This window comes from Leptospira fluminis (assembly GCF_004771275.1).
GTDB classification, from domain to species: domain Bacteria; phylum Spirochaetota; class Leptospiria; order Leptospirales; family Leptospiraceae; genus Leptospira_B; species Leptospira_B fluminis.
On sequence record NZ_RQEV01000012.1, the window covers coordinates 296624 to 322694 of the forward strand.

Annotated in this window: 18 protein-coding genes; 7 read left to right on the forward strand and 11 right to left on the reverse strand. The window is 48.6% G+C overall.

The window, feature by feature from the left end:
- Positions 1 to 5 precede the first annotated feature (5 nt).
- From EHO61_RS13355 to EHO61_RS13380, 6 genes are all read right to left on the reverse strand, one after another.
- Positions 6 to 1118: a M23 family metallopeptidase gene (locus EHO61_RS13355; protein ID WP_135814063.1), complete on the reverse strand. Its 1113-nt coding sequence runs from the start codon at positions 1116 to 1118 to the stop codon at positions 6 to 8.
- The gene (locus EHO61_RS13360) at positions 1115 to 2134 is read right to left on the reverse strand and encodes an N-acetylneuraminate synthase family protein (protein WP_135814064.1); all 1020 of its coding nucleotides are present in this window, start codon (positions 2132 to 2134) and stop codon (positions 1115 to 1117) included. Before EHO61_RS13360 ends, EHO61_RS13355 begins: the two co-directional genes overlap by 4 nt.
- 120 nt (positions 2135 to 2254) lie before the next feature.
- Positions 2255 to 4210, reverse strand: coding sequence for an LTA synthase family protein (locus EHO61_RS13365; RefSeq protein ID WP_167884879.1), 1956 nt, complete (start codon positions 4208 to 4210; stop codon positions 2255 to 2257).
- On the reverse strand, positions 4211 to 6304 hold the full coding sequence (gene feoB / locus EHO61_RS13370; RefSeq protein ID WP_135814233.1) for a ferrous iron transport protein B: 2094 nt from the start codon (positions 6302 to 6304) through the stop codon (positions 4211 to 4213).
- Between the two features lie 53 nt (positions 6305 to 6357).
- Complete coding sequence (locus EHO61_RS13375) at positions 6358 to 6600, reverse strand: FeoA family protein (protein ID WP_135814066.1); 243 nt, start codon at positions 6598 to 6600, stop codon at positions 6358 to 6360.
- The gene (locus EHO61_RS13380) at positions 6597 to 7898 is read right to left on the reverse strand and encodes an ABC1 kinase family protein (protein WP_135814234.1); all 1302 of its coding nucleotides are present in this window, start codon (positions 7896 to 7898) and stop codon (positions 6597 to 6599) included. Before EHO61_RS13380 ends, EHO61_RS13375 begins: the two co-directional genes overlap by 4 nt.
- Before the next feature lie 205 nt (positions 7899 to 8103).
- Between EHO61_RS13380 and EHO61_RS13385 the strand changes: the two genes are divergently transcribed.
- Positions 8104 to 10107, forward strand: coding sequence for a phenylalanine--tRNA ligase subunit alpha (locus EHO61_RS13385; protein ID WP_135814067.1), 2004 nt, complete (start codon positions 8104 to 8106; stop codon positions 10105 to 10107).
- Positions 10108 to 10149: 42 nt separating this feature from the next.
- Here EHO61_RS13385 and EHO61_RS13390 read toward each other — a convergent pair whose 3' ends face one another.
- Together EHO61_RS13390 and EHO61_RS13395 are read right to left on the reverse strand one after the other, a co-directional pair.
- Complete coding sequence (locus EHO61_RS13390; protein ID WP_135769432.1) at positions 10150 to 10422, reverse strand: hypothetical protein; 273 nt, start codon at positions 10420 to 10422, stop codon at positions 10150 to 10152.
- Positions 10423 to 10524: 102 nt separating this feature from the next.
- A complete protein-coding gene (locus EHO61_RS13395; protein WP_135814068.1) occupies positions 10525 to 13071 on the reverse strand; it encodes a methyl-accepting chemotaxis protein in 2547 nt (848 codons plus the stop codon).
- A gap of 180 nt (positions 13072 to 13251) precedes the next feature.
- Between EHO61_RS13395 and EHO61_RS13400 the strand changes: the two genes are divergently transcribed.
- A complete protein-coding gene (locus tag EHO61_RS13400; RefSeq protein ID WP_135814069.1) occupies positions 13252 to 14196 on the forward strand; it encodes a metallophosphoesterase in 945 nt (314 codons plus the stop codon).
- Here the strand turns inward: EHO61_RS13400 and EHO61_RS13405 are convergent.
- Positions 14193 to 15317 carry a tetratricopeptide repeat protein gene (locus tag EHO61_RS13405; protein ID WP_425460354.1) on the reverse strand — a complete coding sequence of 375 codons (1125 nt, stop codon included), beginning with the start codon at positions 15315 to 15317 and terminating at the stop codon, positions 14193 to 14195. The genes EHO61_RS13400 and EHO61_RS13405 overlap by 4 nt on opposite strands.
- Before the next feature lie 287 nt (positions 15318 to 15604).
- Here EHO61_RS13405 and ilvB point away from each other — a divergent pair, with 287 nt between their 5' ends.
- The 3 genes from ilvB to EHO61_RS13420 all read left to right on the forward strand — a co-directional run bounded on the left by ilvB (position 15605) and on the right by EHO61_RS13420 (position 20079).
- The gene (gene ilvB, locus EHO61_RS13410) at positions 15605 to 17314 is read left to right on the forward strand and encodes a biosynthetic-type acetolactate synthase large subunit (protein ID WP_135814070.1); all 1710 of its coding nucleotides are present in this window, start codon (positions 15605 to 15607) and stop codon (positions 17312 to 17314) included.
- A complete protein-coding gene (ilvN, locus tag EHO61_RS13415; protein WP_135769398.1) occupies positions 17311 to 17790 on the forward strand; it encodes an acetolactate synthase small subunit in 480 nt (159 codons plus the stop codon). Before ilvB ends, ilvN begins: the two co-directional genes overlap by 4 nt.
- A 213-nt stretch (positions 17791 to 18003) precedes the next feature.
- Positions 18004 to 20079 (forward strand): methyl-accepting chemotaxis protein, encoded by a 2076-nt coding sequence (locus EHO61_RS13420; protein WP_135814071.1) that lies wholly within the window; start codon positions 18004 to 18006, stop codon positions 20077 to 20079.
- Here EHO61_RS13420 and hemW read toward each other — a convergent pair.
- Together hemW and nagZ are read right to left on the reverse strand one after the other, a co-directional pair.
- Positions 20076 to 21236 (reverse strand): radical SAM family heme chaperone HemW, encoded by a 1161-nt coding sequence (gene hemW, locus EHO61_RS13425; RefSeq protein ID WP_135814072.1) that lies wholly within the window; start codon positions 21234 to 21236, stop codon positions 20076 to 20078. The genes EHO61_RS13420 and hemW overlap by 4 nt on opposite strands.
- Complete coding sequence (gene nagZ, locus EHO61_RS13430; RefSeq protein ID WP_135814073.1) at positions 21237 to 22997, reverse strand: beta-N-acetylhexosaminidase; 1761 nt, start codon at positions 22995 to 22997, stop codon at positions 21237 to 21239. It abuts the gene before it with no gap.
- Between the two features lie 124 nt (positions 22998 to 23121).
- Between nagZ and EHO61_RS13435 the strand changes: the two genes are divergently transcribed.
- Both EHO61_RS13435 and EHO61_RS13440 read left to right on the forward strand, forming a co-directional pair.
- Positions 23122 to 23799: an arylesterase gene (locus EHO61_RS13435; protein ID WP_135814074.1), complete on the forward strand. Its 678-nt coding sequence runs from the start codon at positions 23122 to 23124 to the stop codon at positions 23797 to 23799.
- 104 nt (positions 23800 to 23903) lie between these two features.
- Positions 23904 to 26069, forward strand: a complete 2166-nt coding sequence (locus EHO61_RS13440; protein ID WP_135814075.1) for a molybdopterin oxidoreductase family protein — start codon at positions 23904 to 23906, stop codon at positions 26067 to 26069.
- The last annotated feature ends 2 nt before the right edge of the window (positions 26070 to 26071 follow it).

The following is a 26071-nucleotide window of genomic DNA, read 5'->3' on the forward strand; positions in this document are numbered from 1 at the left end:
CTCGATCAGTAGAGCAATCCGGATCCTGAAAAGAAGAATTGGAGCAGTTTTCTCATTTGGGTTCCGGAAATTCCGGCTCCCAAATATTCTCCGTCCACCCAAATCTCGAAATGCAAGTGCGTGTTTTCGTCCGTGCCTTTGGCTTCCCCTATCAGTCCGGAATTGCCGGCGGTACCGATCGTTTCTCCCGCTTTCACTCTCGAGCCTTCCTTTAATCCCGCTTTTATCGAGGAAAGGTGATTGAAGGAAGTCATCACTCCGTTTCCGTGATCGATCCAGATCTGCCTTCCGCCGAAGTCCTTTTCCACATAGGTTACTCCGTTTTTCTGGGCCTGAGAACTATGATACTGATATTCGGGTAGAGTCATGGGGGAATATTCCACGTCCGCTCTTACGATCGTTCCATCCGCGGGGGCAACGAGCGGATCCGAGAACTTGAGATTACGAACGGTGCCGTCTTTTTCCTTTTTATAATAGATATCCAACCCTTTGTGCACTCCGTTTCTATAATCCCGCGGAGCGCCCGGGAGTTGGAAATCCTTTTGAGGTAGGACTCCTCCGATAACCGGATAGAGATAGCCGGTTACACGTTTGGGAACGGAATTCAAACAAGTGTCGTTTAACAAAATCCTGAATTCGCTGACGACCGAGCTTTTATCCTCGTTCTTAGGAAAAAAGATACGCACAACGGAAGCGTCCATAGGCGGAATTCGATGGAAATTGTTCAGTTCCACTCGATCGTTTTTCAGAATCGTCTTCCAGGATTCCTGGTACAATACCTGTACCTCGTATTCGGATACCGATCTTTTTCCCCGAAAAACGGGAACCACCAGTTCGATTCCGTTTATCAGGCGTTTGGTGCCGAAATCCACGATGATCCAATCCGGTTTCGTGCTGGACGCGGAATACCAATGCGTTTGCGGATTGGTATCGAAAAGATTGAAGGCACCGTATTCCTCGTCAAAGGAAGAAGATACGGAATAGGAAAACGGTGCGACCGTCAATTTTCCGAAATCAAGATAATCCACTTCCGAACCCAAGGATCCGTACGTTTTGGGTGCGGATAGGACGGAGAAAGTTGCGGCGATTACTAGGAAAAAAAAGAATCGGAATCTCATGCTTTGGAACGAATCGCTTCTCCCGCTTGTATGCTTTTTCCCCTTTCCAGTAAGGCTTTTGCTTCGGCGACTTTCCAGGAATCCAGATAACTGGGATCCTCCAAGCTGACATCGGGTCTAAGTGCGATAGGTTTTCCTTCTTGTCCGAGATACAAGGATCTTCTTCCGAAAAAACGTCCTGCTGCCTCTTCGGGTTGTACGATTTTTCTTCTTTCTCCCCGCATGGAATAAGCAAGCGAAGCTTGTTCCACGTAGGAGGAAAATTCGGTAGGGTCCGCGGAGATTCCATGATCCGGTCCGGGAAGATTCTTATCTAGTGTAAAATGTTTTTCTAATGCGGTTGCTCCCAAGGCGATCGCCATGGCTCCGGCAAGTGCTCCCGCCGTGTGGTCGGAAAAACCTATGGGTCCGGAAAAGGAATGTCTGTAATGAGTGATGGTTCTCAGGTTCGCTTTTTCAGGAGGAGTCGGATACAAAGAGACGCAATGGAAGAGCAAAAGATCCTTTACCCCGAGAGATTCCAGGAATTCCAAAGCACGAATCACTTCGAACGCTTCCGCCGCGCCCGTAGAGAGAAAAATGGGAAGTTTCGTGGAAGCGCATTTTTCGAGCAGGCCTTTGTTTACGACGTCTCCGCTCGCGATCTTAAGGGCAGGGACACCCAAGGAAACAAGCAGATCCACGCTCTTTTCGTCCAAAGGAGTCGAAAAGAACAACAATCCTTCTTCCTTTGCGGTATCCCGGAAGTGTCTATGCATCTCCTCCGAGAGTTCGTACCGTTTGAAGATTTCCACCAGGATCTTGGCTTTCGGGTTTCGAAGATCGATAAAATCCTCCGTGCGATACGTCTGAAATTTCACCGCGTTCGCTCCCGCTTTCTTTGCTGCGCGGATCGTCTTCTTTCCGATTTCGAGATCTCCGTTATGATTCAATCCGATTTCCGCGACGATAAAAGGAGGGGAGTCAGGACTCAGTTCAGTAGCAGGGCTCAGGCTAAAGCTTTTTGAGAACGTCATTTTTTCCTCTAGTTTCTATAAAATAGGTATCGGTTCGATTTTTTGAAACGGAAAGGATTTCCCGAAAATCCTTTCCGTTCCGCATTCCCGTTTTTCCGATGCGAGACGATTCTTCTCAACTTATTTCGTCGGTGGAAAAACCGTATTGGAGTTCATCAGGTCGTAGCTCAAATTGAGGAAGGCTTTCGCCTTCGTTTCATAGACGTCGCAGACGGCAGGATCTGATTCGCAAATTTTAGATGTCGGGTTTTTGGAATAGGACGTCGCGTCCCGGAGTTCTCCGTCCGTAAATCTATACAACGCCAAATCGTTCTGGATCCAGCCGATCACGCTCGAAAACGCGAAATAAGCTCCTCTATTGTCCTTGTTTTGCGGCCCGAGCAAATCCCTTCCCATAGCGGAAAACCGAACTTTCTTACCTACTAACCCGAGTATCGTCGGGACCACGTCCAGTTGGGAGGCAATCCGAGAATCGACTCCCGGCTTTACGTATTTCGGAGAATAGATCAAAAAAGGGATGTTCCTGTCCTCGTAAGGACTCAGGTTTCTATGATGGGTATGGTCCGCAACGAATACGAAGATCGTATCCTCGAAGTACCGCGACTTCCTCGCCTTTTCCATAAACCTACCTAGGGCCCAATCCGAATAATAATAAGTGTTAAGATAATCGTAATCCTGGACCGAATCCGGAAAAATTTCGAAACTTTTATTCGGAACTTCGTAGGGATAGTGAGTGGTAAGAGTGAGCGAGACCGCAAGGAGAGGGCGTTTTGCGGAAAGCAATCTTTCGTGCAATTCTTCCAGGACGTCTCCGTCGAAATACCCCCAAGCCCCCGGAGTATACCTACCTTCCTTGCTCATCTCGTTCCGATCCACTACCGTATCGAATCCCCAGTGAGGGAAGAGAAAGTTCATATTGTCGAATCCGGCATCCCCGCCGTGGACAAAGAGTGTGGAATAACCTGCCTGTTTCAAAACGGTTCCTAACCCGCCGAAGTTTCCCAGCACTTGGTGGGTGCGAACGGAAGTGATCCCGGGCCTGTCCGGAATCCCCGTCAGTACGGAGAGTAGACCGTTCGTAGTCCTGCCCCCGGTCGCAAAGAATTTGGAAAAATACCTGCCTCTAATAGAGAGAGAGTCGAAGTTTTGTGCCAACTCATGCCCCAGGATTTTTCCTCCTCCGTTCGGTTTCAGAAATTTACCGGTCCAGCTTTCCAAAAGGATGAGAACTATGTTCGGTGGAGTTCCGTTTCTAGTCTCTCGAGTTTCCCTCAGAATCGGATAACGTTCGTCTATAAAGGAAGCGCCCGGATACTCTATCTCTTTCCTGACCAGTTCCACAGCTTGGGGGAAGGGAATTCTCAGGCTCGGAAGAAGCGTCTTGGATTTCAAATCCGTCAGAGTGGTGAACACTCCGTTCAAAGGGAGATTGTTCAGGAATTCGTTCCGGGAATGGATCGCGTCCGTAGGTCGAAGGGGTCTTTGTTGGAAGCCCCCTCTAAAAAGTAAAAACGCGATCAAAAGGGAAATCGGAATCTGCAGGAGTTCCGATTTCCGTCGGTCTTCCGAAAATTCGTACCCGTTCCATTTGAAAAATGCGACGACTAAGAGAGGAAGTCCGATGGAAATCGCGGATAAAGCGGAGAGAACCAGTAAGGGAGAATTTCGAAAGGCGGCGGATAAGAGAACTAGAAAATCCTTCCCTAAAAACACGAAACCTTCGTAGCCCAGATGTTTGTTCGCTTCTCCGTAATAGATCGTGTCGCCGATCAGGTGGCCGCACATCCATAAGAAAATTAGGATAGGCGGAATTCCCCACAAGTAGCGGTAAACCGGCCATCGGTTAGCGTAATGAAAGGCGGACATCGTCCAAAACGGACCGAGAAGAATCGCGGCAACCGAAAGGTCGAAGCGCATCCCGATTCCGAAGGAGGATAGGATTTCCGTCCAAGAGGAGTTTTCCACTTTGTCGAAGTAAATGAAAAGCAGAACGAATCGGAAAATCGTAAGCAAACCGAAGATCGCCGCAAAAAAAACGGAGATAATCCTAAGATTCGGAGGGATCCGTTTCAAGATTCAGGTCCATCCGATCGCTTTTACGATATGGTAGACCAAGAAGGAAGAAATATAGGCGAGTAAAGTCATGTACCCGAATAGGAAAAACGGCCAAAAAAGCGAGTTCGTCTCCCTTTTTACTACCGCCAAAGTGGACATACATTGGCAGGCAAAAGCGAAAAAGACCAATAGACTTAAGGCGCTGGCCAAATTCCAAATCGGCTTTCCCGTTTCCGGATCCTTGTCGTTTTTGAGCGCGGTACGCAAGTCTTCCTGGTCGCTATCTTCGCCTTGCACGCCGTAGATGATGGATAATGTGGATACCATCACCTCCCGTGCCGCGAACGAGGTGATGAGTCCGATCCCCATTTTCCAGCCGAAACCGATCGGTTTTAGGATAGGTTCCATCGCCTTACCCATGTAGCCCGCATAGGACTCGGAGATCTGCAGGGATTTTGCCTGAGCCGGTTCCAGTCCTGACGTTTTGGATTCGTCCAAGCGGGGATAATTCGCCAAAAACCAAAGCAGTACGGATATGGATAGGATGATTTTCCCCGCATTCAATAAGAATGTTTTAATTTTCTTATATACTACCATAAAAAGGATTTTGGGGGAGGGGAAATGATACCGGGGGAGCTCCATCAAAAAGTAGGAGGGTTCGGAGAGAAAAAAGGTCTTTTTAAATACGAAAGCCGCGGTCATGGACGCGATCATTCCGAGAAGGAATAATCCGAACAACGCTAAGGCTTTTGTCTGTAGGATTCCGAAAACGGGTTTTTGGGAAAAAACCGTTCCGATGACCAGGATGTAAACGGGATATCTCGCGGAGCATGTGATCAAAGGAGAAACCAGAATCGTAGTGATTCTGTCCGCCTTATTTTCTATGGTCCTCGTTCCCATGATCGCGGGAACCGCGCAAGCGGCCGATGACAGGAGAGGAATAAAGGATTTTCCGGAGAGTCCGAATTTTCCCATGAACCGATCCATGACGAAGGAAGCTCTCGCGATGTAGCCGCTTTCCTCCATGATCCCGATAAAGAAAAAAAGGAGACTGATTTGGGGGATAAAGACGAGCACGGCTCCGACTCCGCCTATGGCCCCCTCCTGGATGAGGGAACGGATGGGACCGTGAGGGAAAAAACCTCCGGCGAATTCCGCAAATGCCCCGACCTGTTTTTCGATCCAATCCATCGGAATTTCGGACCAAGCAAAAAGCATCTGGAAAACAAGCGCCATAATGCCTAAAAAACCGACTAGGCCCCAGACCGGATGCAGTAGGATCCTGTCCGCAAAATTCAGCAAATGTTCTCCCTTTACTTCCTTGCCGGAAAGAGATTTGGAGAGAAGCTTTTTGATCCAAAAGGATTTTTGTACGAGTTCGTCGGAGTAGGAAAAGACCAGTCCGGACTTTTCGAAGAGAGTTTGGACGAGAGTTCTTGCCTCCTTCGGTAAAAAGGAGAGACCGGGAATGCCCGTAAGCAGTTTTTCTCCAGACAACTCTTTCAGGGAATTTTCCACGACGAATCTGAGAGAGTTCGGATCGGGACTTTTCAGGCGATTGAGAATCGATCCGACGAGCTTTTCCCTTTTTTGATCCCAGGCAAAAGAATATTCAGGAATTCGATACGCAGAATCTTCGAAAAGGATTTCCTTCAATTCGGAGACTCCTTCTCCCGTTCGGGGGTTCACGAATCTAAAATCTATTCCGAAAGCCTTTCGAAGTTCCTTTAGGTCGAGACTCAATCCCTTTTTTTCCAGCGCGTCCCTCATGGTAACGACTACGAGAGTGGGAGCCTTGAGTCCGGCGATTTGCATTAGAAATTGCAGGCCCCTTTCTACGGCGACTCCGTCCAGTACGAAAAGGATTCTATCCGTCGTTTTGCGGGAGAGCAGAACTTTTGTGGTTACCTGCTTGTCTTCCGATTCTCCGCCTAAGCTATAGGCTCCCGGCAAATCCATGATACTCAGGGTTTTATCCTCGGAGAGAATTTTTCCCTCCGCTTTTTCCACGGTGACTCCGTGGAAATTTCCCGTCTTTTGTCTGAGTCCGGTGAGCCGATTGAACAGAGTGGATTTTCCGCAATTCGGATTTCCCGCGAGTAGGATTCGGTGTATGTTTGAACCGACGGCCTTGGAGGATCCCCTTGTTATCCTTTTTTGTAATGCGGTCACTCTCTTTCCTCTAACTCCAGTAATTCTGCCTCTATATGTCTAAGCACCAATTGGACCAGTCCGACTTTCACTATGATTTTATCTTGGCTCGGATATTTGGCAAGGATCTGTAGCCTGGTCCCGGGAAGGAATCCCATGTCCAACAGGTTTCTTACTAGACCTTCTTTTCCCGGGGATTCCTTCAACCCCGATAGCGTTCGGGATTCTCCGGGCTCCAGATCCAGCAATTTCACTTTCATCGGATGAATTTTTCCCTATCCCGGATCAGATCTATATCGGGAGCGAACGCCTTCACATAACGGTCGAAATACAGGATCTGCTTGATGAGGAGTCCGAACTCTTTCGGAATTTTGAGGCCGTTCCTGAGGGCCAACTCGCGGAATTCGAATAATATTGCGTTCAGCTTCCTCTCGTCGAAAGCTTCCAGTTCTCCCATCTGGATTCCGAGTACCATCTCGCTCATTTCGTCGAAAACCTTGCCTAGGTCCTGGGCTAATTTTCTTTCGTCCACTCCCTCCGCCGTGGAGTCCATCCGGATCAGGCCTTTTGCGATCCTCTCCGGGCGATTTGTCGCGAGTCCTTCCAGAAAAATCATCAGACCTTCCCAAATTTTCGGGGAAATCCGACCGACGATTCCGAAATCGATGAAACCCACCGTACCGTCCCGGAGGATCATTAGGTTTCCTGCATGCACATCGGCGTGAAAAAAACCCGAGTGGGAAAGGGTGGAAAACCAGATCTCCAACGCGTCCGACAACGTGCGCTGGGGGTCCGTAGAATATTTTCTTAAGGAAGCTTCGTCCGTAATCGGAGCCCCGTAAAATCTTTCCATGGTCAGGATTTTTTCCGTGCTGAGCTCGTGGAAAACTTTAGGTACCCGGGCTCTGGTTTCTCCCGCCGCAAGGAGATACTTTTCGAACTCCTCTATATTCGAGGCTTCCTTACGGAAATCGATTTCCTCTAAAATGGAGGATTGGAATAATTTCATCATATCCGAAAGGCCGGATCGATTCAAGCCCGGAACGAATCTTTCGAATAATAGACTGGCCAGGTACAAAAGATTCAGGTCGGCGCCCAGAGCGGATTCTATATCGGACCTTTGCACCTTGATGACTACATCGATGCCGTCTTTGGTAACTGCGGAATGGACCTGCGCGATGGATGCGGAAGCCAATGGACTCGGGTCTATGCTGCGGAAATGGTTTTCCCACCGGCCTCCCAGTTCTTTACGAATCGTTTTTTCCACTTCGGAAAAAGGGATCGGCCTTACGGCATCCAAGCATTTCTGCATTTCCGTAACGATCTCTTCCGGAAACAAGGAGGGGGCGGACGCGATGAATTGTCCGAGTTTGATATAAGTCGCCCCTAATTCCTCGAAGGCTTCCCTGAGTCTTACCGGAAAGTCCTGGGATACGTTACCTCCCACAGCCAGGTCTTTGAGCAGGAGAAGGGTCTTTGAGGAAAAGATAAAACCGCTCGAAACCATCCGAGCCGCCCCGCCCAATCCTAGGCGAAGGTTATCCAGAAATCCGGCCATACGGTTCCAAGTTAGTACGGAAGGCTGTAAGGACAATCCAAATCGACTCGGAGGATGCCTGAGACTAGGGTTTTTCTCCCGAAAATCCGTGCTTTGCAAGGCTCTGAATTCCTGTCGGAAGTCCGGAGTTCGAATCTGTATTTTAGTTTACGAATCAGTCAAGAATTAGAGGATGGCTTTCGAACGAATCATTTCGGTCATTGGTATGAGCGGCGAATCTGTATTGTTACAAGAACTCGAAAAACTCGAACTAAACGACTTAAAAAAGATCGCAGCCCTTTGGAATCTCCCCAAGCCGCCATTTAAGGAAAAGAATAAAAACCTTAAATTCTTATATGACACTTTTCTGGATGAATTCTACTTAAAGGGAGTGCTCGAAAAGTTGACCGTTCTCCAGGTCAACATCTATACTTCCATTCTGAAAAACAAAAACGTCCTAACGTTGGGCGAAATTTCCAGAAAAGTGAACATTCCTCCGATCAACGTCGAGATGGAGCTGAATCTCCTTCGGAAATACCATCTCGTTTACCAACGTAAAAATCGGGAACGTCTTACCAACAATTTGGATAAGTACCACGCCTATGAGGAATTGGCGGAGCTGGTTCCTCTCGACCAGAACTTAAAAGGCGACAAATATAAGATTACGATCGAAAAGCTCCTGGATCACAAGAAGCTGACCGACGTTTCCGCGGAATGGAAAAAGGCGGTAAAAGCTCCGGCGAAACTGGATACGGTCCGGAAATTTTATTCCCATGCAACCACTCCCGAGGCTTTCGAGAGTGCTCTTACTTCCTTGTCCGAATTGGAAAAGGATACGTTAGTTCGGATCTATTTGAGCGGAGGAGTCGCGGATGCGGACGATATCCGCAGCTTCGTGGTAATGAACCGCGGAAAATACGAAGCGATCGTTCCGTCATTGGTCGAAAAAGGCTTAGTGGCGGATGTCTGCTTCGTGGAAGAGAAATTCGTCCGCGTATTCGCGCTTCCGGAAGAACTTTTAAAGTACATACAAAATAATCCCATCCTTCCTTCCATTAAGAAAGGTACGCGCCAGCGCCAAGAAAAGTCGGCTACGAACGAGCTGGATTTTTTCCTAAACACCAAGAAATTACTCTCATATATCAGCAGAAAAGGCCTGGTTCTGGCCAAATCCGGAAAAGTGAAGCAAGCCGACCATAAGCGGACGGAACAGGAGCTTTTGAATCCGGACATCGGCATTTTTCCCGAAAAAAGCCAGATCTATCAGATGGAACTGATCCTTCCGATTTTGCGTTTATTGAATCTCGCAGATATCAAGGGCGAAAACATCATTCTCCGCGGCGACGTGGAAGGATTCCTGAAAAAGGATATTTTCGAAATCATGAAACTCGTGATCCACGAGGTCAACGAGGCTCGGATGAAGAGGATCAATCCTCCGGAAGTCTTCCAGCCGACGGAGATGCCTTTTTATGATAAGATGATCCTGGACAAATGCGTAAACCTGATCATCAAGTCCAAGCACATCCATCTCTCCGTGATCTTTTCTACGATTATCCGGGACCATCTGATTCTTTCTCCGGGATTCCGGACCAAGAATTTCCAGACGGATCTGGCGGATCTCCGGAAAGAGATCATGAGTGCCATTTTTTATCTGCATCTATTCGGCCTTTTGGAAGTGGAATATCCGAACCGCTTTTTGGCTCTATCCAAATTGGGAGAGTACTTCTTCCAAACCGGCGAGCTTACGGGTTCCACCGAAAAAGGGGGAATCACCATCAATCCGGATTTTTCCATCATCGCCTTCCCGGAAAAAGTTTCCATCAACGGAATCCATCTGTTAAAGGCCTTTACGGAGCTGAAGGACTACGATAGAGTCTATACCTTCATTCTGACAAAGGAAGCCTATCAGTTGGGAATTCTGCTCGGATACAAACCGATCGAATTCATCGATTTTCTCAAGGCTTCCAGCAGAGCGGAACTGGCCCAAAACCTCCTGTTCCTATTGGAAGATTGGGGAGGAAACCTTCCGGTCGTGGAAATCGCGGAAGACTGTGTCCTAGTCCGTACGAAAGATCAGAACGTCATGGAACTTCTCTTGGGGCAGATTAAGGGAAAGAAAATCGTCTTGGACGAAATCGGCCCGAACGCCATTCTCGTGGATAAAACGAGGGTTCAAGACGTGATTACCGTCTCAGAGAAACTGAATCTGATTATTAAGCTGACTCGCTGATCGATCGGTTCGGGCGAAAGTATCCCGGACGTAAAGAGCGAGTTATTCCGTCGTAACTTTAATTTTCGTTTTGAATTCCCACTTGCGGAAAGGGGCGAGGGCTTGTAGTCGTTCGTCGCTTACAAAAAAAAGGGCTTCTCCATATTTTACTAGGCCGCCTTTGTAATGAGCGTATTTGGTTTTATGGTCCACTAGTCCTATTTCTTTTACTTTGCTCCAGTCGTCGCAGGTCTTGAGAGTGGGAACTCGTCGGAGGTACAATTCCTTGATTACGCTGTCTTTAACGGAGTCCCGGAGAATCTTTTCCCATTCCATATTTGTGCAAATTATAAGTATTTCCGTAAAAATCAAGGAGATTCCTGTCGTTTTGCGACGCCTTGTCGCTCCGTTCTCAGGATCTCCTTTAGACGATTTCGTTTAAAAATGAAAATACTCGGAATCCCGTTTTAGATCTTCGGCCAGATTCGCCAAACCTACTGAGCTGGAACTTAACTCCTCAGAAGAAGCCGCGTTGGATTGGGTTAAATCGTTGATATTGGAGATCGTTGTGGAAATTTCGTGAATCGCCATTTTTTGTTCCTGGACGGCCGCACGAATGGAATCCGACCTGCTTTTCACTTCTAAGCCGCTTTGGTTCACGGATTCGTTGCTTTTTAGCTGTTCTCCCATGAAAGCGGAGACTTCGGATATTTTCGCGTAGATCGTTTCTATGTCCCGAATGATTCCTCCGATCACCGCGACCGTCTCCTTGATATTTCCGACTCCGATTCCGATTTCCGCCTCGTTCGCTTGGATGATCTCTTCTATATCCTTGGTACTGCTGGAGGTCTTATCCGCAAGCTTGGAAATTTCGTCCGCGACTACGGCAAATCCTTTTCCCGCAGCCCCCGCTCTGGCGGCTTCTATCGCCGCGTTTAACGCTAACAGGTGGATCTGCTCCGAGATATTCGTGATAATTTCGATCACTCCCGTGATCTCCTCCGAACTCCGGGAAATCTTTCCTATACTAGTATTCGTTCTCTCGAGGGTCTTGCCTCCCTTTTTCGCGTCTTCCGTAATCCGTTTGACCTGACCCAGAGCTTCTTCGACGTTTCTGGAAGTGGCGCGTACGGCGGAGGAGAAGGTGTTCATTTCTCCTCCCAAGCGGTCCAGAAGTCGGACCTGCTCGTCGGTTTGGTGGGAGATGGAATCCATCCCCGCCGAGATTTCCTCGATGGATGCGGAAATTTCCTCCGCTGCCGCCGCTTGACCCTGGGCATTATCCGAAATGGACTTGAGCGTCGCGGACATCTCCTCGGAGGAGGACGCGAGATTGGAGGATGCGTCGGATATCTTATGAAGTACGCTTTTCACTTTCTTATTGAATTCGTTGATGCTGATGGACATCTCCCCGATTTCGTTTCGGGAATGCACCGTGATGTTATGACTCAGGTTCCCTTCCGCCATCTTTTCGATCAGCGCTCGGCTCTCGTTCAATGGATTCAGGCTTTTGGTAAGAATGTAGTAGGTCAAAGCAGCCACTAGAATCAGACCGAAAAAGGAAAAGAAGATCATGTATAGAGCCGTCGATAACGCTTGGTCCGCGATTTCTCCGTTTTCGATCGCGACGAAGGATTTGAATCCGTAACCGGGGTTGGATTTATAGATTAAATATTTATAAACTCCGTTCAGGTTGTAGCGGACGGGTTCGCCCTCCCTGCTGTTCTTGAAATCATCCCGAAAGGAAAATTCCTGCAGCTTTTTCAGACGAAAGGAGGGATTGATATGGCTCACGAAGGTCATCCGTTCCGACCAAAGTCCCGGGTAACCCGTTTTGCCCACTTTTACGGATTGCAGGATCCAACCTGTCAACTCTCCGATCTTAAAGGAAAAAACCGCGAAGGTGGTTTTTTCCTCCGTCGGAACCGAAATCCGTTTGATGAGTAGAACCGCCGCCGAACCTCCTTCGGAAGAAGGACCCGGTTCGCTCGCGAAAATCCGATTTTTGGAAATCTTTTCCGCTATCTGATCCGAGCTAGGAAGAGAGAATTTCTCGGAGATAGGGCCCATATCCGAATTTAACGTTCCTGCGGAGGCGAGTTTTCTATAGGAATTGCCCTCCGCTTGCCAGATCGCAACCCCCTCGAATCTGTTCTTGGAGGCGAGGAACTTCTCCAGAATGCCGGAGGATTCCTTCGCGTCTAACCGAGACAGGAAGTATTTCAAATTCTGGTTTTCCGTCAGATCTTCCGAATCCTTTTCCGCGTCCCGGTAGATGGTTTCGGTAAGTATGTCCAGAGTTTGGGCCAGGTTCTTCATCTGTTCGAAATACGCGCCTCTGAGAGAATTGTAAGAGAGCTTGTAAACGATGGTGGAAACTCCGACCGCCAAAATAAAAACGATGCAAAAAAACGTGAGAGAAAGCGTGCGGTTTAGGCTGATTCTCACCAAAGAGCTAGAGTCTATGGATCCGAAAATGTCCGTCCTGCTTAAATCCTCTTTGAGCTTTTCCGTTGTCAGATAGAAATACAAGGAAAGGCAGGCGGTCATAAACAAAAGCACGCCGAACAAATTATAATAATCCGCCGCGATTCCGGGATCAAAATAGCCGAATAGAAAGGCTGTGATCGCACCGCCTAACAGCATTCGGCTACCGCCTTCCAGGGAATGAAAGATGGGCAGTCGGAACAATGCCTTTTGGGCTTTAAAAACGGTTTCGCGATTTACCGCTCCCGTATCGAATTGGCTTCTATATTCGTAGAGTACCTTCAATTTCCAGCGAGTCGTTAGAGCCGTGTACAAAAGCAGGAATGGAGTGGCGATAGACGCGGCAAGGAGCAGGTTTCGGGTTTGAGATTCGTCAAGCTCCAATACCAGCATAAACAAAAAGAGAGTGATTGGCACTGCGATAAGAAACGCGACCGCTTCCGTATAGAAAATAAAACGTGCTATGAATTTGTTGATTTCTTTGTTGATTCCTTGCATGCGTCTGCCTGATTGCCTCGAATGATCTAAGCTGTTTTTATTTTCGCATCGGCTTCGACTTTTGGTGGTTGTATCTGAGTTCCCTGGTTAGACGGGAAAGACTAACCCAGAAAATGTCTTTCCTATGAGAACACAAGGAATTATTCATGAAGGAACCTTTCTATCGGTAGGACCTTCCCCTTGAAACATCTTTCGCTGGCAATCATCGGTGATATCCACGGTTTTTGGACCTCGGTCGATACGGAGTATTTTTCAAAAAGCGAATACGACGCAGTATTATTTACGGGAGATCTCGGGACGTACAGTACGGAATCAACATTCCGGGTGGCGCAAGAGATTTCGAAGATCCGAAAGCCCTGCTACTTGGTCCCGGGAAACCACGATACGACTTCTTTGTTCCAACTCTTGGCAGAAATTCTGCATCTTCCTTCTTTTTTGACCTGGCCTAGTCTTCCTTGGCATCTTAGAAGGTACTCCCGTTTCCGCAAAGAACTTGGAAATATTAGAATATGCGAATATTCCTTGCATCGTGAAATAGCCGGTCTGGCGATTCTCGGGGCTCGGCCGCTTTCCATGGGCTTTCGTATGAATTTTCTCCCTTTTTTACGAAAGAAATTTTCGGTCTCCAGTGTGGCGGATTCCGTCCGGAGGTTGGATTCATTGGGAAAAGAGGCAGCGGAAGCCGGAACGGACGTGCTGGTCTTGGCGCACAACGGGCCCGCCGGCTTGGGGAGTAGGGCCTCCGATATTTGGGGATGCGATTTCCGAAAAGAAGAAGGGGATTTCGGAGATGCAGACCTAGCTACCTTTCTGGAAAACGCCGTATCTTGCAGAAGAGCGCCTAACGTAGTCATCGCAGGTCATATGCACCATCATACGAAACGTTCCGTATTATTTCGAATCTGGAAGGTCCGGAAGTCCGGAATCCTTTTTATCAATGCGGCTCGAGTTCCGCGGATTTTCCGGGATGCGGAAGGTGTCTCTTGGCACCATCATGTTCGACTAACTAGAAAAGACGGTGTCTGGGATGCGGAAGCGGTGTATTTGAGGAAGGGAGTAGAGGAGGTTTTTCCCCTTCCAAAGCTTTTGGAAAGGGAAAAGACCAGTGTGCAGGAGGGAGATTAGCCCTCTTCCGTAAAGAAATCCAGTTTCGCTTTTACTTCCTCGTTTAAAGGCTGCTTTCTATGGAAGTCCTCCAGAAGTTTGACTGCCTCGTCCTTTCTCGCGACGTCGTAATACAATTCGGAAAGCTCGATGACTGGTCTCGGGTCCATCGGGAATTTCCGATGTAGATCCAGATATATTTCTTCCGCTTTGTCTCGGCTACCTTTCAGCTTGAGAGAGGACGCTTTTCCCAGTAGGGCGAAGTAATCCTCTCCTTCGGAAAGGATCCGGTTGAAGCACTCGAGAGCCTTATCGTATTCTCCCATCCCGCGTAAGCTGTCCGCATAACGATTGATGATCAACTTGTTGTCGGGATCGAATTCCAAAATCCGCTCCCAGAATTCGTTGGCTTTCCGGAAATCCTTCTTTCCTCGATAGGATTCGGCTAACCCGTACAATGCGAAGAAATTCTTAGGATCCAGATCTGCCGCACGACGGTAGTATTGTATGGCTTCGTCGAAATCCTTAATCTTGCGATAGCTGTTTCCGATCTCCGTCAATATCTTGATATTGTCAGGTTGGATCACGAGTAATTTTTCCCACCAATGGATCGCATCCTTGTATCTTTGGCAGGCAAAGAAGAGATGTCCGAGGCCTACGATCACATACTGGTCTTTCGGATTGATCTGGAGAGCCTGCATGTAATAGACTTCGGATTCTTTGAAATTCTTGAGCTTTCTATGCGCGTCGGCCACCCGGCTAAGAATGGATGCGTCCGTAATCGTGATATGTCTGTATTCCTCGGCAATCTCTATCACGCGGTTCAGAAGATTCATTTCGCGATAGCAATTCATCATTCCCATGAGGGAGAATTTGTTCGAGGAATCCTCCTTGATGCATCTATTATAATAATCTAATGCTTGTTTGAATTCCTTGCGCTTGAAGTGGAGATCTCCCATCCCCACGAGACCGTACGTGTTTGCCGGTTCCTTGGCGAGAAGTTCCTTCAGCTTGGATTCCGCCTTGTCCCACTGTCGGCTGTCCAAGTAGCGATAGGCTTCTTTGGCTAGATTCTTGATCTGCGTGAAGTGAGAATCTTCCTCTTCCTTACCGATTTGCGTCTTTTCAATGGGTTCACTCATGAGATCGAAGGTTCCTTTTTTCCATTTTGAATCGGGCAGAATAAAAACGGCCCTATTCAATATTTTATTTAGTATAATATTTGGACGAATGAGTAAGGATTTTCCGTTCCTAGAAATCCGTAAAGAATATTTGAACGGTGGAAAAAAACCGGAAAATCACCTTCCTATCGTTCGGTTTTCGACTTCTACTAACAACAATAGATTAGACCTTGTCTTCGGAGAATGTATCCATTGAACTCTTGACAGGACCTAGGCAAATCCTTGAATGGACTTAGGCGGGGGGAACAATGCCTAAAAGCGAAGGTAAAATCACCGGCGCGAGACTCATGGTCGAGCTCCTGGAAGAATACGGAGTAGATATCGTATTCGGATACCCGGGAGGAGCCATTCTGCCATTTTACGACGAACTATATAAAAGTACGAAGATTCAGCATATTTTGGTCCGTCACGAACAGGGTGCGGTGCACATGGCGGAAGGTTATGCCAGATCTACCGGGAAATTAGGAGTCTGTATCGCAACGTCGGGTCCGGGTGCGACGAATCTGGTCACAGGCTTGACGGATGCAAAGTTGGACTCGGTGCCTGTGCTTGCCATTACCGGCCAAGTTGCCACGAATACCATAGGGACCGATGCGTTCCAAGAAGCCGATATTTACGGGATCACGATTCCGATCACTAAATATAACGCTTTGATTAAATCCGCGGACGACCTTGCCAGACATTTCGAAGAGGCAACCCTCATCGCTATGGGAGGCCGTCCCGGTCCTGTACTGCTTGATTTTCCGAAAGACGTTCAAACGGAACTTACCGATGTTCGAAAAGCTTCCAAACTGAAAATCAATCCTAGGCATTACGAAAAGCCTACTCTTTCGGGAGACCTGAACGCTTTTGCGGAAGCGTTGAACCGTTCCAAGCGCCCTTTACTCTATGTAGGGGGAGGCGCTATCAATTCGCACGCTTCCGCCGAGATCGCAAAGCTTGCGGAAAAAGCGGATATTCCCGTGACCACTACTTTAATGGGGATCGGGGCCTTTCCCGGGACTCACAGACTTTCCATGGGAATGCTTGGTATGCACGGAACGGCTTACGCGAATAAGGCAATCCTGAACTGCGATTACATTCTGAATCTAGGAGCCAGATTCGACGACCGAGTCGCCAAGCCGGGAGAATTCGCCGAAACCGCGTTTCGCGCCCACGTCGACATCGATTCCGCGGAATTCAACAAACGGGTTCCGGTGGATTCCGTTTTGCACGGGGATCTGAAGGAAGTTCTGGAGGTTCTCATACCGAAAGTGAAACAGGCGGATCGGAAAGAATGGGTTTCCTTTTTGACCGAGTTGAAAAAGAACCACCCGCTCGAGTTCGACGACTCTATGAATACGATCAAACCTCAGGCCTTCTTGAAACGTCTCTATGAAAAGACCAAAGGCAAAGCCATCGTTTCCACGGATGTGGGCCAACACCAAATGTGGGCGGCTCAATATTATCTTTTCGAGGAACCGAACCGTTGGTTGACCTCCGGTGGATTGGGCACTATGGGCTACGGTTTGCCCGCGGCGATCGGAGCCAAATTCGGAAATCCGGACCAAACGGTGATCTGCGTTTCCGGCGACGGCTCCATCCAGATGAATATACAGGAATTGGCGACCATAGCCATGTATAAGAAAGGGGTCAAAGTTCTCGTCTTCAACAATAACTTTCTCGGAATGGTCCGTCAATGGCAGGAGCTCTTTTACGAAGAAAGGTTCTCCGAGTCGGAATGGAATTATAATCCGGATTTCGTGAAATTAGCGGAAGCCTATTCCATGAAGGCAAGGAGAGTATCCGACAAGAACGAGATCGAATCGGCTCTGGATTTCTTCTTGGAAGACGATGCGGCTTGCTTTTTAGAGGTCATGATTCCCGCCGAGGAGAAAGTGTTCCCCATGATCCCTGCGGGCAAGTCCCAAAAAGATATGATCGAGTTTGCGGACTTGATAGGCAGCCGTAAGAAATGAAACATATCTTAAAAATCCTAGTCAACAACCATCCGGGAGTAATGAGCCATGTGTCCGGCCTTTTTACCCGACGGAGCTACAATATAGATTCCATCGCCGTAGGGGTTACGGACAAACAGGACGTTTCCAGTATGGTCATCGTCGTAAAGGGCGACGATTCCGTGGTGGAACAGGTCAAGCGGCAATTATTGAAACTCCCCGACGTGATCGATGTGGAAGATTTGGCTTATCACGACTGTATCAGTCGAGAGTTGGTTCTGGTAGTCGTTCGCTGCGACGATAAGAATCGTACGGAAATCATTTCCATTTGCGAAGTGTTCCAGGCTAGGATTGCGGATTTGACCCAAGGTTCCTTGACCATCGAGTTTTCGGGCAATGTGCGTCAAGTGAACGCTTTTATAGAAATGATGCAAAAGTACGGGATCGACGAGATCGCGAGGACCGGACAGATCGCATTACGTTATCGGTCTATCTGAAACAAAAAAAGCGAATATAGATACGCAGGAAAAGGTTCCTTTCATGTAAAATTGTTACAATTGGGTGACAATTTTGAATCCAAGGTTTCTTCACAATGTCGCTAAATTGACATTGCCGCATTTTTTCGGAAGGTGAGGCCTTTTTTTCCTTTCAGACCGCAGATGCCGAGAATTCAGCTTCCGAATTTGCAAATTTACGAGTCCAATTGCCTTATGAGTATCAAAGCTCGGATTTCTTTATATCTTTCTCTAGTATTGTTTTTGGGTTTTACGATCCTTACTTCCGTGAATTCGATCCTTTCGTATCGGAACCTACAATCTGAAATCGAGGACGCGTCCACCGTAACGGCGGAAAGATGGACGTATGAAATCAAGGATTACTTGGATCTAGCGATGGGGATGACCCGCGGATTCCGTATGCTTCTCATCTTTTCGAATCCGCAAAGATCGGAAGTCGTGGACACTATGAGAGAGATCCTGGTTCGGAACCACCAGTGGTTCGGAATGTGGACAGTTTACGAACCGAACGCCTTCGACGGAAAGGACGCTCAATACAAAAATGCTCCGGGACACGACGCGACGGGGAGATTCGTAAGTTATGTTCATCAGACGAAGTCCGGCAAGGAATGGATCCTGCAGCCGACCGTCGGGTACGAGAACGATACCGCCGATTTTTATCAGATTCCGAGAAAGACCCTAGAGCCCCTAGTCACGGATCCTTACTATTATAAAATAGAAGGTACGGAGGTGTTGTTGATTTCTCTGGCGGTACCGGTCAGTCAGGGAAAGGAATTTTGGGGAGTTCTGGGCATGGATATTACTGCGGAGCAGCTCCAAAAGGTTATGGGTCCGATCAAGCCCTTCCGTAATACCGGGTTCATCGCATTGATTTCTCCGAAAGGAATCTTCGCCGCAAACGGAGGAGATCCTTCCCTTGTGGGCAAGAAGATTCCCGACCGAGAGGAATTAAAACTCGTATTGGAGAAAGGTCAGGGAAAGGAACGTTTTGTGCACGAAAAATCGGGAACGACCAATTACTTCTTCCCGTTCCGGATCGGTAAGGGACAGACGAGTTGGATTTTGCAGGTCAGTATTCCGGATCAGATTTTTTATTCCGAGCTGACATCGGTGCTTCTTCAAAACGTAGCGTCTTCTTTGTTGATCGCGTGCGCCATTTTGATCGTGCTGAACCTGATTTTTCGAAAATTGATTTCCGAGAGTCTGCTCAGAGCGATAGGATTTTCGGACGAGATCGCTAAGGGGAATTTGACGATACGTTCCGAATACGATAAAAAGGACGAGATCGGTTCCCTTTTTTCCTCCATGGGTTCCATGAGAAACAATCTTCTCAGCGTTGTGAAAGAGATCGGCCAATCCAGTTCGGAACTTTCCGGAACCGCGGAAAATATGTCCGTTTCTTCCAGGAATTTTTCGGACGTGGCACAAACGCAGGCTTCCGCCGCCGAAGAATGTTCCGCTACCGTGGAACAACTCTCCGCTTCGGCTTTAAACGTGGGCAAGTCCGTGCAAAAGGCGATCGGCAACATGCAGGAAATAGACGCTAACGTTCTTCGCTTAAGGGAACAGTTCGCCAGTATCAATTCCGAAATGCAAGGCCTAGCCCGGGTGGCGGCGGCTTCCAAGGAGGAGGCTGCTTTGGGAGAATCCGCGATGAGGACTTCCACGACCGCGATGGGGGCGATCGGGGACAGCGCTTCCAGGATCAGCGAAATCCTGAATATCATCACGGACATATCCGAAAAAACGAATTTGTTGGCTTTAAACGCCGCGATAGAAGCCGCCAGAGCGGGAGAGGCGGGAAAGGGATTCGCGGTAGTCGCGGAAGAGATCGGCAAATTGGCTTCTCAGACTTCTTCCAGCGTTCAGGAAATAGGGAATTTGGTCGGTTCTACCAACGAGGCGGTCGTAAACGGAAACCAGAAAGTCACGGAAGCGGCTTCCGTTTTGAACCGCTTGCGGGAAAGGGTGGAGGAATTCGATCGTTCCGCAAAATCCGTACTTTCTTCCGTAAAAACCCAGGAAGAAAATACCCGGGAAATAGCCGAGAGCGCCACCACTCTGACGAGTTTCAGCATGCAGATCGAAGAGGCGGTGGGCGAGCAAAGAAGAGCGGCGGAGGAAATCGCCAAGACGATTCTGAACATTTCCGAAGGAACTCAGGAAATAGCGGCCGGAGCGGATCACTTGACTTCCTATGCGGAGAATATGAGGGGAAGATCCACTCATATGAGGGACCTGATCGATCGCTTTAAAATTTCGGAAAACTAACCTTTCGCTAGGTCGAGGATTTCGGAATCTAAAAACAGAACCGCTTCCGGTTTCCACCGGAAGACGGAACCGTCCCAAGTGGCTATGCCCGCTTCCGATTTTTTTTGGAGTTTTTTCTTTAGTTCCTCCGCGTGTTCGGGGATCAAGGCGAGAAACCCGTCGAGTCGGATCGGAAGAAATATTCTGAATAAGGACAATACGATCTCCTCGAAAGGACTAGGGGGTTCGTAAGAACCGTATTCCTTTCTTTTGAGATAGGCTTGCGTATTTCTTGCGTTTGCATAGCGTCCTTGCGGCAAGAATCCGTGAGCTCCGGGACCGACGCCCAGATAATATTCGTACGTCCAGTATTTCAAATTGTGCCTGGACTGGAATCCGGGTCTGGAGTAATTCGAGACTTCGTACTGGAAAAAATCCCTCTTTCGCAAAATTTCCGGCAAGTCCTGCAAGATCCTCTCTTGGATTTCCTCTTCCGGAGGCGGGACGATTCCGTCGGAAACCTTCCTGCTGTAGTCGGTTCCTTTTTCCACCGTAAGGGCATAGAGACTGATATGCGAAACGCCTGCGGAAAGAATCCGTTCCATGTCGGAGTAGAATTCTTCTTCCCTCTGTCCCGGAACTCCGAACATCAGATCCGCTCCGAAATTGCGGATAGAGGAACCCGAGAACGAGTCCAGCACTTTCGAATACGTTTCCGGATCGTAATACCGGTCCAAAAAATTCAGGTGAGTTCCCTGATAGGACTGGATTCCCACATGCACTCGATTGACGCCCGCGTCATGCAGTTCCCGAAGGAGTTCCGGATTCAAATCTTCCGGATTGCACTCCAAGGTGATTTCGGCATCCTCTTCTATCGGAAGATTATTTTTTAAGAATATTATAAACTTTGCAATTCTTTCGGGAGAGGCTTTGGACGGAGTACCTCCGCCGAAAAAGACGGTATCGAAACGCAGATCCTTGCAAGAACGATTGCCTGCGACCCTATGTAAGATCTCCTCTTCGTAAGCGCGGAATAACGGCGCTTCGAGGGGGGACGGTTCCGATCCGATCCCCTCCGAGTAAAAATCGCAATAAGAACATTTTTTTACACAAAACGGATAATGTACGTAAATGCCGCTCTTTCCGGATTTTTCCAGAATTGGAGAGACGGTTTCCAATCAGGGGTTCCTTTGGGCTGCCTTGATTTCCTTTTCTGGGCCGTTTTTTAATACAAGATTCACTTTAGGAATCTCTTCTTTACGATCCAAAACGGAATACAAAAGGGCTTTTTTGGATTCGAGAGTGGGGGAAAAGGAAAAGAGGATCCGCAGATTTTGTCGGTTCGGAAGGTTTAAGAAGGGGGTTCCGTAATGCAAAACCACGATTTCGGCCTGCGGAAATTTCTTGGCAAGACTTCCTGCCATATCCAAGTCTACCTGAGTAAATCCGGTAAGAACGACGCGCTTTGCTTTTTCTTTTCCTAAAAACGAGTTCATTTGGGAAAAATTCAGGTTTTGTAAGGAACGGGAAGAAAGTTCGCCGGTAAACTCCGCACCTTTCAGGGAAAAAACCGTTTCCGAAAGAGGGACCGTCGAGGGGGCGTACGCGCTCGGATAGGATACGATGGAGGATCTGCTTACGTCCCGGTTCAGTTCGGGAGTGTTCCACTCGGAGTGCAGAGTTTCCCTTTTTGCCGCCAACTCCTCCTGGTATTTGCGTAAGGATTCGGAAACCGTTTCCGGAAGAATTTCCTTTGCTCTTCCTTCCCGGACGGATCGTTCGAAGTCCCATAGGATTCCGTGGCGTATCTTCAAAAGGGTTTGACGTTTGACCGCCTCTTTTAGGAGATCCTGTCCGTCCCTATGAAGGGTTCCTTTTTTGTATGCCTTGAGAATCCGATCTTTCATGTCCTGGGTGGTCTTTCCCCAGCTCGTCATCAATATGATGTCCGCACCTGCCATCAAGGCGAGCACTCCCGGTTCGTAGGCTTGGTAGTGCTCGTCGATCGCGTCCATTTCCATGGCGTCCGTAATGATCACTCCTTGGAATTTCAACTCTTTGCGAAGTAATTCGGTCAGGATTTTCGGAGATAGGGTCGCGGGAAAATCGGGATCGATTTTGGGATAAACGATGTGAGCGCTCATGATCGCCTCCGCCCCGTTATTGATGGCCGCCCGGAACGGAACCAATTCCAAAGAGCGCAATTCCTCCAGATTTTTTTCGATCCGAGGAAGTCCCAAATGGCTGTCCACGTTCGTGTCTCCGTGTCCGGGAAAATGTTTGATAACGGGTATCGCACCGCCAAGGCGAGCGCCTTCTTCATAGGCTACGCCAGAAATCAAAACCGTGTCCAGATCGCTTCCTAAAGAACGAGTGTTGATCACAGGATTTTCCGGATTATTGTTGATATCCAAGTCCGGTGCGAATAAAAAATTCAAGCCTAGCTTTCTCAATTGGTAGGAAGTCACGAATCCCACTTTTTTCGCATATTCCGCATTTCTGGTCTGTCCTAAGGCCATTGCTCCCGGGAATTGGGTGACCCCGTCCTTTACACGGATGACTCGACCTCCTTCTTGGTCCACGGAAACGAGTAAAGGAAGTCCCGTCCATTTCAGCGCTTTCTTTTGTAGGGACTCGTTGAGTTTCCTGATTTCCGTTTGGTCGCCTAGGTTTCTACCGAAGAGGATGACTCCTCCCGGAAGGATGGTTTCCAGCTCTTTTTCCGCGGTCGCGTCCAAATTGGTACTCGGGATCGCGACGTGGATGACTTGACCGACCAATTCCTCCGGAGTAAGTTTGGATACGATTTCATCCGCTTGACGTCGCATTTCTTCCCGGATTTCTTGTGCTTGTAGCTCCGCTCGATACTGTCCTAGCCATTGTAAGGAACCTAAAAAAAGGCCGGCAAATAACGCCGCCAAAAGAATACGCTTGGTCATGTATCCTTAATCGTAACGCACTCGGGATCCGTAAAGCACAAGTTTCGAACGATTCTTTCGGTGCTCTTTCAAGGACTTAAGTTCGTCTAAAAATGGCTCCGGATCGGAAAAGAAGGGGGAATGGATGTTTCAAGCCGGCAAAAAGGAATTCGTATGGATTTTGGTTCTCGTCTTTTGCGTACTAGCAGGAGATCTCGTATCCAAACCGGACAAGGAAGCGGCGGGTGTGACGCGGAAAGAACAGGAATCCAGAAAAATCCTTTTTTTCGGGGACAGCCTCACCGCCGGCTACGGATTGGATTCCTCGGAACAAGCCTTTCCTTATCTTGTTTGGAAGGAATTGTCCAAACCCTATCCTAAATTACAATTCACGAATGCGGGAGTCAGCGGGGATACGACTTCAGGCGGTCTCGCTCGTTTGGATTGGGTGCTTTCCTCCCCGTACGACGTTTTTGTACTGGAATTGGGAGCGAACGACTCCATGAGAGGAGTTGCTCCGAAAACTACCGAAGAGAATCTCCGCACCATCATACGCAAGGTCAGAGCCAAATATCCCAAAATTAGGATATTACTCGTCGGAATGAGAACTTTTCCGAATTTAGGAAGGGAATATTCCGAAGAATTCCGGGCGGTCTATCCCAGGATCGCCAAAGAAGAAAAGGTGGATCTTGTTCCATTCCTTCTCGTAGGTGTAGCGGGAGAAAAGAAATTGAACCAAAGGGACGGAATCCATCCTACTGCGGAAGGACATAGAATCCTGGCGAAAACAGTGCTGCCGTATCTCAGAAAGCAACTGAATTAGTTTGGGATTCAAAGAATCCGAATTAAACCGATCTTATATTCCATAATTGCTTGCCGACGGATCGTACGCGGGGGTAGAATACCTGCGGTTCAGTCGAGGTAATTATGACCGGTACTCATTTTAGGACTTGTACGTTATGCGAAGCGATGTGCGGTTTAAGAATAGAAGTGGAAAACGATTCCATCGTAGCGATACGGGGAGATAAGGACGATGCTTTTAGCCGGGGGCATCTATGCGCCAAGGGTCCGGAGCTAAAGAACCTATACGAAGACTCCGATCGATTGAAATTTCCGATCAAACGTACTCCGTCGGGTTGGGAAAAGGTCTCCTGGATCGACGCTCTTTCGGATATCGCTCTCCGATTGGTCGGCATCCAAGACCAGTACGGCAACGATTCGGTAGCGGTATACAACGGAAATCCCACCGTTCATAATTACGGATCCATGCTCTTCGGCCAACGGTTTACGAATCGGATCCGAACTAAGAACTTGTATTCCGCCACCTCCGTGGATCAACTGCCTCACCAATTGCTATCTTATCTTATGTTCGGACACCAACTCCTGGTTCCGATTCCGGACATTGATAACACGAATTTCTTTCTGATCTTGGGGGGAAATCCTTTCGCTTCTAACGGAAGTCTGATGAGCGTTCCGGACGTGAAGAAAAGACTGAAAGCGATCCAGGAACGGGGAGGAAAATACGTGGTCGTGGATCCGAGACGCACCGAAACCGCCGCGCATGCGGACGAGCATATTTTCATCCGTCCGGGCTCCGACGCTTTTTTCCTTTTTGCAATCATCCATTCCTTATTTAAGAAAAACCGAATCAAACCCTCAAGCCTATGCAAGGCCGAGGATGTCGATCGAATCCGGGAACTTTCCTCGGAATTTTCTCCCCAGGCCACGGAAAAAGTCACGGGGGTTTCCGCAGAAACGGTGGAGAGGATCGCCTCCGAATTCGCGGATGCGAAAGGAGCGGTTTGTTACGGTCGCGTCGGAGTTTCCACCCAGGAGTTCGGAGCAATCTGCCAATGGTTGATCAATTCCATCAATATTCTCACCGGTAATATGGATTCTAAAGGAGGGGCGATGTTCACTCTTCCTGCGGTGGACGTAGTCGATCCCAAGAGTACGATGAGGACTTCTCCGGGTAGTTTCGATACGTTCCGTTCCCGAGTACGAGGATTGCCGGAATTCAACGACGAGCTTCCCGTGGCGGCTCTGGCCGAAGAAATTCTGACGGAGGGAGAAGGACAGGTGAAGGCCTTTGTGACATCCGCGGGAAACCCGGTCTTGTCCACTCCGAACGGAGGAAAATTGGAAAAGGCGCTTTCTAACTTGGAGTTTATGGTCAGTTTCGATTTTTATCTGAACGAAACTACCAAGTACGCGAATTATATCCTACCTCCTACTTCCACTCTGGAGCACGACCATTACGATCTGATTTTCAACGTGTTCGCAGTCCGAAACGTGGCCCGTTATTGTCAGCCCGTGTTCGAGCCGGAAGCCGGAATGCTTCACGATTGGGAAATCTTCTCGGACTTGACCAAGCGTTTGGAATTGGCTCGCGCGGGAAAGCCTTTGCCGGAGGAACTCATAAAGTCGAAAATCACTCCCGCCTCCATCATTGACCATGCTCTTCGCTCGGGCCCGTACGGAGCCAAGGGAGAAAAGAATCTGGAACTGAGCCTGGAGGCACTGAAGGCGAATCCTCACGGACTGGATTTGGGGGCACTGCAATCCTGTTTTCCGGAGAGATTGCAGACGCCGGATCGAAAGATTTGTCTGGTACCCGAGAGGATCCTTTCGGATATGGGTCGTTTGAAACATCGGTTCGAGGAAGTCGGATCCAGTACGGAAAACGTTTCTTCCGGAAGGTCTTTTCTTTTGATTGGAAGGAGACATCTCCGAAACAATAACTCCTGGATGCACAACCTTCCTAAACTCATGACGGGAAAGGATAGATGCACTTTACTGATCCATCCGGACGACGCGGAGAGCCTGGGGATCAGAGAGGAGGAAGAGGTGCTCGTCGAATCCAGGGTCGGAAAAATTTTCCTTCCGGCGGAATTGACGGAGGACATGATGAGAGGAGTGGTCAGCATTCCTCACGGGTTCGGACACACCCGGTCGGGGACGAAATTACAGGTCGCGAGTCAGTTTGCAGGAGCCAGTATCAACGATTTGACGGATGATTCGTCCGTGGACGAACTTTCCGGAAACGCGGCCTTCAGCGGAATTCCGGTGTCGATCCGACGCAAATCCGCATAAGA